11 protein-coding genes are annotated in these 11,395 nt (G+C 32.2%); 6 read left to right on the top strand and 5 right to left on the bottom strand.

Annotation, left to right across the window (positions count from 1 at the left end):
• A partial coding sequence (locus B2U95_RS16200) for a carboxypeptidase regulatory-like domain-containing protein (RefSeq protein ID WP_296317995.1) occupies positions 1-1,851 on the top strand: 1,851 nt, incomplete at its 5' end.
• Positions 1,852-2,119: 268 nt separating this feature from the next.
• Entirely contained in the window at positions 2,120-2,575 is a 456-nt protein-coding gene (locus tag B2U95_RS16195; RefSeq protein WP_296317993.1) for a hypothetical protein, read from the top strand.
• A 111-nt stretch (positions 2,576-2,686) separates the two neighbouring features.
• Here B2U95_RS16195 and B2U95_RS16190 read toward each other — a convergent pair whose 3' ends face one another.
• A complete protein-coding gene (locus tag B2U95_RS16190) occupies positions 2,687-4,951 on the bottom strand; it encodes a patatin-like phospholipase family protein (RefSeq protein ID WP_296317992.1) in 2,265 nt (754 codons plus the stop codon).
• A 2-nt stretch (positions 4,952-4,953) separates the two neighbouring features.
• On the bottom strand, positions 4,954-6,747 hold the full coding sequence (gene uvrC, locus B2U95_RS16185; protein ID WP_296317990.1) for an excinuclease ABC subunit UvrC: 1,794 nt from the start codon (positions 6,745-6,747) through the stop codon (positions 4,954-4,956).
• Positions 6,748-6,835: 88 nt separating this feature from the next.
• On the opposite strand from uvrC, the gene B2U95_RS16180 reads away from it, so the two are divergent.
• From B2U95_RS16180 to B2U95_RS16165, 4 genes are read left to right on the top strand one after another with little or no spacing between them, the layout of a single operon-like run.
• Positions 6,836-7,261, top strand: a complete 426-nt coding sequence (locus B2U95_RS16180) for an ATP-dependent zinc protease (RefSeq protein ID WP_296317988.1) — start codon at positions 6,836-6,838, stop codon at positions 7,259-7,261.
• Positions 7,261-8,136, top strand: a complete 876-nt coding sequence (gene rimK / locus B2U95_RS16175) for a 30S ribosomal protein S6--L-glutamate ligase (RefSeq protein WP_296317985.1) — start codon at positions 7,261-7,263, stop codon at positions 8,134-8,136. Before B2U95_RS16180 ends, rimK begins: the two co-directional genes overlap by 1 nt.
• A 4-nt stretch (positions 8,137-8,140) precedes the next feature.
• Positions 8,141-9,106: a succinylglutamate desuccinylase/aspartoacylase family protein gene (locus B2U95_RS16170; protein ID WP_296317983.1), complete on the top strand. Its 966-nt coding sequence runs from the start codon at positions 8,141-8,143 to the stop codon at positions 9,104-9,106.
• Positions 9,103-9,666 (top strand): 5-formyltetrahydrofolate cyclo-ligase, encoded by a 564-nt coding sequence (locus B2U95_RS16165; protein WP_296317981.1) that lies wholly within the window; start codon positions 9,103-9,105, stop codon positions 9,664-9,666. Before B2U95_RS16170 ends, B2U95_RS16165 begins: the two co-directional genes overlap by 4 nt.
• On the opposite strand, the gene B2U95_RS16160 is transcribed toward B2U95_RS16165, so the two are convergent.
• The 3 genes from B2U95_RS16160 to B2U95_RS16150 form a co-directional block, all read right to left on the bottom strand.
• Positions 9,620-10,285 carry a lipoprotein signal peptidase gene (locus B2U95_RS16160; protein ID WP_296317979.1) on the bottom strand — a complete coding sequence of 222 codons (666 nt, stop codon included), beginning with the start codon at positions 10,283-10,285 and terminating at the stop codon, positions 9,620-9,622. The two genes, B2U95_RS16165 and B2U95_RS16160, sit on opposite strands and share 47 nt — an antisense overlap.
• A gap of 27 nt (positions 10,286-10,312) precedes the next feature.
• Positions 10,313-10,915, bottom strand: a complete 603-nt coding sequence (locus B2U95_RS16155) for a hypothetical protein (protein ID WP_296317977.1) — start codon at positions 10,913-10,915, stop codon at positions 10,313-10,315.
• A 97-nt stretch (positions 10,916-11,012) separates the two neighbouring features.
• On the bottom strand, positions 11,013-11,393 hold the full coding sequence (locus B2U95_RS16150) for a TraR/DksA family transcriptional regulator (RefSeq protein ID WP_296317976.1): 381 nt from the start codon (positions 11,391-11,393) through the stop codon (positions 11,013-11,015).
• Positions 11,394-11,395 lie beyond the last annotated feature (2 nt).

Genomic DNA, 11,395 nt, shown 5'->3' with positions numbered 1-11,395 from the left:
TTTAACGACTACCTAGAATTTGAAGGTGGTTTTGGCAAACTCCTAGACGACGCTGGCAGTTATTTTAGTCTCTTTAATAGTGATTTTGCGCAATACCTCAACAACCAAGATTTTACAGATAATATGAACCAATTTGGTGCTCTAAATGTTAGGCAATCGGTTTCTAATCACACGGATATTAGTGGGTATTTAATCACCTCTAACTCTAAGACACAAACCGCGAGTAGTGCCCTAAATAGCTACCAGAATATTGACGACCCCTTCAATGAAAACAGAACAGTTGCCAATAATTTAAACAACTTTTTTACCATAGGAAAAATCACTGTGGACTATGACCCGAGTTATAAAGAAGATTTTGCTTATAACGCCTTTGTAAAAGTAACCAACAACGATAGTAATGGATTATTAAACACCGTGAGTCCAAATCAAAACAATACGATACAAACGCTTACTGATGTTGTGGCATTGAACCTCAAACAGAATATTACCTACAGCCGCAAACTCTCAAAAGCCCATACGGCTACTTTAGAAACCACCTATAATTTTCAGAATGACAAGCCCATTACAGAGTGGTTAACCAACCAACAGATTTTACAAGGCTTAATTCCGTTAGAAGACGATACGCTATTCAATATTCTACAAACTAAGAAATCGAGATCCCATAATTTTAGTGCAATTCTTAAGGATTATTGGGTGATTAACAATTTTAATCATCTGTACACGAGTTTCGGAATCAATACCTCATTTAATGATTTCTTTACTGAAGATGTTCAGTTGCTAAGTGATGACGGCATTAATAACTTTAACTCTGCCGGTTTTGGTAATGATTTTGGGTATCATTTTATAGATACGTATTTGGGCTTAGAGTATAAATTTCAAGTTGGTATTGCCACGTTTAAGCCCGCTCTATTTTATCATGGTTATTTGTGGCGTACACAACAGTTTGAAACCGCTGAAACCTTTACTAAAAATCTGTTTTTACCACAATTTACAACCAAGGTAGAATTTAATAATAGTGAAAAACTGAATTTTCGTTACCGATTAAACGCGCGTTTCCCTGGCATTAATCAATTGGCTAATAATTTTATACTCTCTAATTTTAATAGTGTGTTTAGAGGTGATAATCAATTAGAAAATCAATTATATCATACCGCAAGCTTGAGCTATTATAAATTTTCTCTTTTTAGAAACCTCAATTTTAACCTCAACACCAGTTTTAACAAGCGTGTACAAAACATAAAAACCGTTTCAGAGCTCAATGGCATCGAATCGTTTAATACTTCAATTATGTTCGATCAGCCAGAGCATAATTGGACAGTTAGCGGAGGAGTTTCTAAAAAAATAAATAAAATCCGTTATAATCTAAGCAGCCGCTTTAGTTATAATGACTTTTTTCAGATTTTAAATAATGAAACTGATCTTAATATTTCAAAATCGATTTCTTCAACCATTGGCATTGAAACCTCTTTTAAGAATCATCCCAACTTAGAAATTAATTATACCAAAGATTTTAGCAATTACCAAGCTAGTGGCATCAACAACGAATTTGATAATGATCGGTTTGAAGTCATTTTAGAATACGATTTTCTAAAGGATTTTATATTTAAAGCAGATTATACGTATGATAATTACAATAACAAAAGCCAAGCTATAAATAATACGTTTGATACTGCTAATGCGTCTTTATTTTATCAAATAGAAGATAGTCCTTGGGGATTTGAGGTGAATGCGACTAATATATTTGATGTGCGTTTTAAACAGCAGAACTCATTTAATGCTTTTGTAATTAGTGATACTAGGACTTTTATTCTGCCTAGGATTGTGATGTTTAAATTGAGTTACAAATTGTAGTCTAAAAATTACAAGTCTCATATTAACCGCCTTGAGCATTAACCTTTTTTCGTCTATAAGTCTAAACAAAAAACGTCTGTTTTTTATGGGTTTTTCTTTAAAATAAAAATGAAGCTATAGTTTTATGTTTTGCTAAAAGGATGTTAAATTATTATAACTATGGCTAAATTTTCTTTAGCTCTTATGAAGATTCAAAAAATTGAATTAATCAATATATATATATCAAGGTTTGTATGTAAAACAAAGAATATCAATTGAAAATACAGATATGAAAACAAAACTGAATTTTATAAATTCATTAATCGCTGTATTTGTTTTAATAGCGAATTCTGAATTAATTGCTCAAGAGTTAGATAAAAAATCGTATTCATTTTCTACCATAAAACTACAACCGAAAATATTATTTGAACCTGTATTAGAAACAAAAAATATAACTTTTACTAAAGACACATCCTTTTCGTTTTCTGAAATGAGGCAAACAAATTATTATATTAATTCTGAAGCATTGAACGATCGGTTATTTTCTAACTTTACAGTTGTAGAAAATACGTATAAAGATTATAGTGACTTTTTTAGACTCTGTAGCCCCTTAGATAATGGCATTGCAAATAATGAAAGTGGAGGTGATAGAATACTATCTATGGTGCTTAATAATTTTGTGAATAACGCGATTTTTAATGGCAGAGGCCCAATAACTAGACTTTTTAATCTAAAAACTGAGTAACTCTACTAAATTCCTTAACGCATTAATTCTACAGATTAACTATTGAGATACTGAAATACTGAAGTAAGTTCAGCACAGGCAAGTTCAGCATGACTACGCCAAGGGACGCTATTAAAACCAAAAACCAAGATTAAAAAACCAATAACCATTGCCAGTGTCTGGCGAATAGGTGTATTTGCCTTCTAAAGGTCCAAGAAATGTTTCTAACGAGTAGCCTATAGCATAACCACTGAAGTTTGGTGATGACAACCACTCTCCAGATTCAAAAATTCCGTCCTCTATATTGGCATAATTCGCGGCAAACAGTATGTGATGCTTTTTAAAAACCTCATAATCTAGAGTAAAAGTCGCCTTTACAAAACTATCACCCGAAAGATCAAAATAGTCATAGCCATAAAAGGAATAGAAATTATTTATGAAGTTATTTCCATAGCCTCCTAATCCGAAACCAAGCGCTGTTGTCGAATTATCCCCTACTTTAAAACCACCATTCCCTTCTGTTTTTAAAGCCAATCTATCATTAAAACTAAAAGCATATCCAACATCGGCCTTAGCGATTGAAAACTCTTCAAAATCTCTATTAAAATTTGAAGCCTCTAGATATAAATGAAAATTACCATTAAAATAAAAACCGCTTTTTGGAAAAAAAGGATGGCTATAACTATCGAACTTTAAATTTCCAAATAGGCTAAAATACCCTGTGTTTTCAAAAACGATTTCATCACTCTGATTATCTTCAATTATGGTTTCGGATGTAATTTTTAAACGTTTGTATTCGGCTCCAGCACGAAGGGCAAAATCCTTTTTGAAAATAGTTTGTATAAAAACCTGATTTGTAAAATCCGAAAGTTCTGCATCTATTTTATTTAAACCAGCTAGTAAAGGAGACCCTTCTTCTAGAACAAGTAATGGGTTTACATTCTTGTTGAATTGGTTTAAGCGCGATTTAATACCAATACTGATATAATAGCCTTTGTCTATAAAATAATCGAAATTATATCTTGAGTTATCGCCAAGTATTAAATCTAATGATACAATATCATTATTAAAAAGCAATCTTTTTTTTGTGAGATTTGCTAAGAAAGCACTTTTGTATAAACCGTCATAATGCACACCTAATCTCAAAAATGTTGTCACCTCAGAGTCTTTAATTGTACCACTTAGATTATAACCTTCACTGCCTTCTGTTGGTTCTAAATTATATCTAAATGTGTCAAAGTTATTGGTTGCAATTAAGCTATTAACACCTTTTCTAAAATCAGAATAACTGATTTTATTTTCGTCTTTAAACTTCAGTTTACCTAAAATATATGATCTTGTATAACGGTTTTTACCATTTATTCTAACAGAATTAATTTTCACACTATCAATAGGTTTAACAATAGGCCTATTAATACTAGTACGCTGTTCCGTTTTTAATTCTAATAATGCATTGAGATTTACTCTTGCTGCTGCTGCTCCATTTGATATAATATTTCTTCCTTCATTAAATGATATTACTGAAAAACCTGTAATGTCTGGCTTAATATAAATATCTGTAAACTGAGCCTTATTTTTCATTGCATTAATGGTATGAAAATTATTAATCTGCAATAAGATATCTGGTGCTGATTTTAAGGAAGCTCTATCTTTTAAAGCATCTTGCACATCTACTCCGATAATAATATCCATACCTTTTGCTCTCAACTCTGCTACCGGAAAATTATTAGAAACACCTCCATCGATTAAAATTCTATCTCCTATAGTCACTGGCTGAAACAAGGATGGAAGCGCACCACTAGCGGTTACGGCTTCTGCTAAGTTGCCTTTATCAATTATTATTGCTTCACCTGTCTCTATGTCTGTAGCTACACAGAAAAACGGTATTGGTAGCTTTTCAAAGTCTCTAATATCATTAACCGGAATCATTAATTGATATAGTAAATTATAAACATTTTGCCCTCGAGATAAAGCTGAAGGTAAACTAATTTTAAACTTATCAAAAGGCAAACTGACTGCGTATTTTTGAGCATTTTCACGTTCGTAAAACGGTTTAAATTCTCTTGGGAAATTATCATTAATAAGCTCTTCAAAATCTATATTATTAAACATAGCTTCAAGCTGTTTCCCAGAATAACCTGACGCATAAAGCGAACCAATTATGGCTCCCATACTTGTTCCTGAAATATAATCGACTTTAATACCTAAACTATCTATGACTTTTAAAACACCAATATGTGCAAAACCCTTTGCTCCGCCACCACTTAGCACCAAACCAACCTTAGGCTCTTTTGCTTCTTGTGCATTCAAAAGATTAAAACTTGTGGTTAAAAACACCAAAGTTAAGACAAGCCATAAATGCTTGTATTTGGAATTATATGTTAGGTGTAATTTCAAATTTATTCTTTGTGATAATAATTATAAATCTTGTTTGCTCGCGATACTCCTACAATAGCTTCTAACTCATCTACTTTTGCATTTGCTATTCGTTTAACCGTTTTAAAGGTTTTCATTAAATCTACAATAGTTTGCTCACCAACTCCTGGTATATTTTCGAGTTCTGTGGTTAACGCGCCTTTACTTCTTCTGTTTCGGTGATGCTCTATACCAAAACGGTGTGCTTCATTTCTTAATTGCTGAATAATCTTTAAAGTTTCACTACGCTTATCTAAATATAGTGGAATTGGATCATCTGGATAAAACAACTCTTCTAATCGCTTAGCAATACCAATGATAGCGATTTTTCCTCTTAATTCTAAAAGATCAAGGCTTTTTAACGATGCCGATAATTGTCCTTTTCCTCCATCAATGATTATAAGTTGTGGCAGTGGTTGGTCTTCTTCTAATAACCGCTTGTAGCGCCTATAAACCACTTCTTCCATCGATGCGAAATCATCTGGACCTATAACTGTTTTTATATTAAAGTTACGATAATCCTTTTTGCTTGGTTTTCCGTTTTTAAATACGACACAAGCTGCAACTGGGTTGGTTCCTTGAATGTTCGAATTATCAAAACACTCAATATGTCTTGGTTCTTCAGATAAATGTAAATCGGCTTTCATTTGTGCCATGATACGATTGGCATGACGGTCTGGATCTACTAGTTTTACTTGTTTAAATTTATCCATACGAAAATACTTGGCATTTCTTATAGATAAATCTAAGATACTTTTTTTGTCTCCAAGTTTCGGTATTGTTATTTTTAATTCGCCACCCAAGTTCACATTAAAAGGGACATAAAGTTCTCTACTCATTGAATTGAAACGTTGTCGTATTTCAGTTATTGCTAATTCTAATAACTCAACATCAGATTCTTGTAGCTTCTTTTTTAATTCTAAAGTATGTGATCTTATAATTGAACCATAACTCAATTGTAAAAAATTAACATAAGCATACGTCTCATCACTAACAATTGAAAACACATCTACGTTGCTAATCTTTGGATTAACAATAGTTGATTTGGCTTGGTAATTTTCTAAAATTTCGAGTTTCTCTTTTATTTTCTGTGCATCTTCAAATTGCATCTGTTCTGCGAGACCCTTCATTTGCTCGCGAAACTGCTGTAACGAATCTTTAAAATTACCTTTTAAAATTTCCCGTATTGCTGTGATATTAGAATGGTATTCGTCTTCGGTTTCATAACCTTCGCATGCACCTTTACAGTTTCCTAAATGGTATTCTAAACACACTTTATATTTATCAGCTTCAATTTTAGACTCGGACAAATCATAATTACAAGTCCGGAGTTGATATAAACCTTTTATTAAGCCTAAAAGCGTTTTTACAGTTTTCATACTTGTATAAGGTCCAAAATATTCAGAGCCATCTTTAATGACGCGTCGTGTTGGAAAAACTCTAGGAAAACGCTCTTTTTTCACACAAATCCAAGGATAGGATTTATCATCCTTTAAAAGCACATTATACTTTGGCTTGTATTTTTTTATTAGATTATTTTCTAATAGTAATGCATCATTCTCAGTTTCTACAACAATGTGCTTAACTGAAGTGATGTTTTTTACAAGCACACGTGTTTTACCGTAATCGTGATGTTTATTAAAATAACTACTTACACGCTTTTTAATATCCTTAGCTTTTCCAACGTAAATAAGCCTATCTTCAATATCAAAATACTGATAAACACCAGGTTGATTAGGCAACGTTTTTATTTGTATTTCTAAGCTAGTTTCTGGCATATAATCAAAGGTAGTAATTAGATTTAAATGCGTATGTTTTCAATTAACTTTATGAGTATCTTTAGTAACTTTTTATTAAAATTAATCTATGACTAAAAAAACTTTAGGACGTGTTGATAAAATTGACTTTCCTGAATTAAAGCTCAACACAATAGCTGTTAAAATTGACACAGGAGCTTACACTTCTACCATCCATTGCTCTAAAATTAGAGAAGAAGACCATAAATTATATTGCACTTTTGAAAGTAAAGAACATCCTAACTTTAAAAGTGAAGAAGTTGTATTTCAAAATTACACCTGTACCGATGTTAAAAGTAGTAATGGCCATCGCGAAAACCGTTTTAAAATAAAAACAAAAGTTATATTCTTTGGTAAAACATACAAGATTAACTTAACTTTAAGCACAAGAGATGATATGCGATTTCCCGTACTTATTGGACGTCAGTTTTTAAGCAAAAAGTTCATAGTTGATGTAGACTTAGAAAATCAATCTTTTAATACTCAAACAAAATAATGAATATAGTTATTCTTTCTCGCAATCCGCATTTATATTCTACATCGCGCCTAGTTGAAGAAGCAGAAAAAAGAGAGCATAAGGTCGAAGTCATAGATCCTTTGAAATGTGATATCATTATCGAAAAGGAAAAACCCACCATTTTTTATAAAGATCGTTATTTAGATTATGTAGATGCTATAATTCCTAGAATTGGTGCTTCTGTAACCTTTTATGGCTGTGCAGTTGTGAGACAGTTTGAAGAAATGGGTGTTTTCACTATTGCATCATCAGGTGCTATTCTCCGTTCTAGAGATAAATTAAAAAGCTTACAACGTCTAAGTAAGGCAGGTATAGGGATGCCAAAAACGGTTTTCACCAATTACTCTAGAGATGTTGAGGAAGTTATACAGCATGTTGGTGGTACACCTTGTATTATTAAATTATTGGAAGGTACTCAAGGTCTTGGAGTGGTTTTAGCAGAAAGTAAAAATGCAGCCGAATCTGTTTTAGAAGCCTTTAATGGCTTACAGGCAAGAGTCATTGTACAAGAATTTATAAAAGAAGCAAAAGGTGCAGATATAAGAGCTTTAGTTGTAGATGGCCAGGTAGTTGGCGCGATGAAACGCCAAGGAAAAGAAGGTGAGTTTCGCTCTAATTTACATCGTGGTGGCTCTGCTAATATTATTAAATTAGATGCAGATGAGCTAAAAGTAGCTATGAATGCTGCAAAGGTTTTAAAATTACCTGTTTGTGGTGTTGATATGCTCCAATCTTCACGTGGTCCTTTATTATTAGAAGTTAATTCTACACCAGGTTTGGAAGGTATTGAAACTGCAACAAAAAAGAACATTGCACGCGATATTATTACATTTATAGAACGTAGCACAAAATAAACAGATGTCAAAAGATATTTTAAATATTTTAGGAGTTGAAGTCGCTCCAGGCAAAGGTGCAACAGTTACTTTTGAAGTCGCAAAATTACATACAAGAAACACTTTAGATATTCCTATAATTATAGAACGCTCTAAAAAGCCTGGACCTAATGTTTTAATTACTGCTGGCATCCATGGAGACGAAATTAATGGAGTGGAGATTGTTAGGCAACTCATTGCAAAAGGTATAAATAAACCAAAAATAGGGACTACCATTTGCGTTCCTGTAATCAATGTTTTTGGCTTTTTAAATATGGACCGCCTTTTCCCAGATGGTCGTGATTTAAATCGTGTATTTCCAGGAAATGCGAATGGCTCTTTGGCAAGTAGAGTTGCGTATTTTGTAATGAAGGAATTAGTGCCACATGTAGATTTTGTGATGGATTTTCATACTGGTGGTGCAGATCGTTTTAATGCGGCTCAGATTCGTATTGAAGAAGACAACCCGAGATTAACAGAACTAGCACATGTTTTTGGAGCTCCTTTTATTTATTACTCACAGAATTTAAATAAATCCTTTAGAAATGCTTGTGATAAGGTTGGTGTGCCAATGCTTCTGTTTGAAGGGGGCAAATCCTTTAATATTCACAATACCATAACTAATACTGGTGTAAATGGTGCCAAACGCGTACTTCATCATTTAGGAATGTTACGTAGTAAATATAAAGTGTCACAACCAAAAACAAGTGCTGTAGTTATTGAAGAAAGCAAATGGTTAAGAGCAAAATTTTCTGGCATGTTTAAAGCGACAGTAGCTATAAATACACATGTTGAAAAAGGAGATGTTTTGGGTAATATTACGGATCCTTATGGCAGCTTTAACTACTTTGTAAAATCTCCATATAATGGCTATGTGTTTAATGTAAATGAATCACCAATTATCTACCAAGGGGATGCTATTTTTCATATTTCTACAAAATTAGAATCGTGACTAAAAAAGAATTAAGACGTAAATATAAAACGCTAAGACAAGACTTGTCAGAATCTCAAATAGATGATTATAGTCTAGCTATTGCTAATCAATTATTGAAACTTAATATTTGGGACTTCACCTTTTACCACATTTTCCTAACTATTGAAGAACAAAAGGAAGTTAACACTGATTACATCTTAAATATTTTGTCTGGAAAAGATAAAAATATCATAATTTCTAAGAGCAATTTTGAAGATTACTCCATGACGCATTATCTGCTCACAGATAATACAAAAATTAAAAAAAACGACTACAATATTCCTGAGCCTATTGATGGTATTGAAATCAAATCTTCTCAATTAGAAGTCGTTTTTATTCCACTCTTAGGTTTTGATACCATTGGAAATAGAATTGGTTACGGAAAAGGGTTCTATGATCGATTTTTAGCAAGTTGCAAACCTAAAACACTAAAAATTGGTTTATCTTTTTTTGAAGCTGAAGATGAAATTTTTGAAGCTTTAATAGATGATATTAAGTTAGATTATTGTGTGACTCCGAATAAGCTATCTCAGTTTTAATAGTCTCTTTAAAAGCCCGTTTATTAAACACAATCAAAGTCCCAATACCTGTACTAATAGCAACATCTGCTACATTAAAAACTGGGTCGAAAAAAGAAAAGATCTTCCCTCCAATTAATGGCAACCATTCCGGCAATACTCCGTTCCAAATAGGAAAATGTAACATATCTACAACCTTACCATGAAACACATCTGAATACCCGCCAGCTTCAGGTAAAAATGTGGCGACTTGCATATAACTATCACTAAACAATATTCCATAGAACACAGAATCAATAATATTTCCTAAAGCGCCAGCAAAAATTATAGCTACTGAAAAAATTAAGATTTTAGACTTTTTGTTCTTGGTTACATCCACTAACCAAAATGCAATACCCGTAACAGCAACAATTCTAAAGAGGGTTAAAATAAGTTTTGCTGTTCTGTCAGTAATAAACGTAAATACGTCGCTTAACTTAGTTCCCCAAGCCATACCATCATTCTCAATGAAGTCTATATAAAACCAAGAAAAAACAGTTATGTTGTCGTTAAGTTGAAAGTGTGTTTTAATATAAATTTTACTGATTTGATCTATCAGTAAAATAATGAGAATAACAATTGAGGCTTTCTTTAAGGACATCTAAAGATTTTAAACAAAAATAATGGTTTATTCTGGCTTTGCAACTCTAATATTACCATTTACAGATTGAAGTTTCCATTTTGAAATAAGTATGGAAAACTCATCAAAAATTATATCGCCATGATTAGAGTAAGCGCTTATATCAGCACTATTTGTAATAATACTAATATCTCCATCTATTGTATTTATGGTTGCTGTATCTACTTTTGCCATTACATTGCAATGGCCTTGTAATAACTCTACAGACAAGTTATTGAAAATTCCTTTTAAATCAACAGAACCAACGTCACTGAAGACATTCAACATTAAATATTCTGGGATTTCTAAATATAAAGTTGCTGCAATGACTTTATGTGCATTGCGTTTATCATCTACTTTAAGTGTAAAAGGTAAACGTTTTAAACCAATCTTTAAAGTATCGTTTTGTTGATTGGTTACAATCTGAAATTGGCTTTGATACTCACCATCAAGTTTAGATGTAATAGAAATATGATCTGTTTTTGTAGTAGACACTGAGATTGAGAATATCTGATTTCCATCAATTTCTATGATTTTAATAGCACCAATACTTAGTTCTTGCTCTAATGAGTTTTGAGCAATACTGGTTTGAAAACAGAATAAACAGAGCATAAAAAAAGCCTTGAAACTAGTTATACAAGGCTTTGTGTATTTGTTTCTATTCAAAATGTAATCTCAGTTCTTTAAGATCCTTTTTTTCAAAGGGACATTACTTCTGCATATTCTTAGCTTCAATACTCAATGTTGCATGGGGTACTAACTTTAAACGTTCTTTATTAATTAGCTTTCCGGTAACACGACAAACTCCGTACGTTTTATTTTCAATACGAATAACGGCATTTTTTAAATCTCGTATAAATTTTTCTTGTCTAATAGCCAATGCAGAATTTGCTTCTTTACTCATCGTAGCACTACCCTCTTCAAAAGCTTTAAATGTAGGCGACGTATCATCTGTACCATTATCATGGTCATTCATGTAAGCACTTTTTATAAGTTCTAAATCACGCTCTGCTTTGTTAATTTTATTTTTTAATAAAGCTTTAAATTCTTCTAAATCTTTATCAGAATACCTATTTGTATCTACTGCCATCT

The sequence above is a fragment of the Winogradskyella sp. UBA3174 genome (assembly GCF_002364335.1).
GTDB lineage: Bacteria > Bacteroidota > Bacteroidia > Flavobacteriales > Flavobacteriaceae > Winogradskyella.
Note: the sequence above shows the minus strand (reverse complement) of the source record. Positions and strands in the feature narration are given on the sequence as shown.

What these genes read in the sequence shown, in the direction of transcription:
- B2U95_RS16195 (WP_296317993.1), top strand. Translation starts at nt 2,120, where the DNA reads ATGAAAACAAAACTGAATTTTATAAATTCATTAATCGCTGTATTTGTT.
- uvrC (WP_296317990.1), bottom strand. Translation starts at nt 6,747, where the DNA reads ATGCCAGAAACTAGCTTAGAAATACAAATAAAAACGTTGCCTAATCAA.
- B2U95_RS16180 (WP_296317988.1), top strand. Translation starts at nt 6,836, where the DNA reads ATGACTAAAAAAACTTTAGGACGTGTTGATAAAATTGACTTTCCTGAA.
- rimK (WP_296317985.1), top strand. Translation starts at nt 7,261, where the DNA reads ATGAATATAGTTATTCTTTCTCGCAATCCGCATTTATATTCTACATCG.
- B2U95_RS16170 (WP_296317983.1), top strand. Translation starts at nt 8,141, where the DNA reads ATGTCAAAAGATATTTTAAATATTTTAGGAGTTGAAGTCGCTCCAGGC.
- B2U95_RS16160 (WP_296317979.1), bottom strand. Translation starts at nt 10,285, where the DNA reads ATGTCCTTAAAGAAAGCCTCAATTGTTATTCTCATTATTTTACTGATA.
- B2U95_RS16155 (WP_296317977.1), bottom strand. Translation starts at nt 10,915, where the DNA reads ATGCTCTGTTTATTCTGTTTTCAAACCAGTATTGCTCAAAACTCATTA.
- B2U95_RS16150 (WP_296317976.1), bottom strand. Translation starts at nt 11,393, where the DNA reads ATGGCAGTAGATACAAATAGGTATTCTGATAAAGATTTAGAAGAATTT.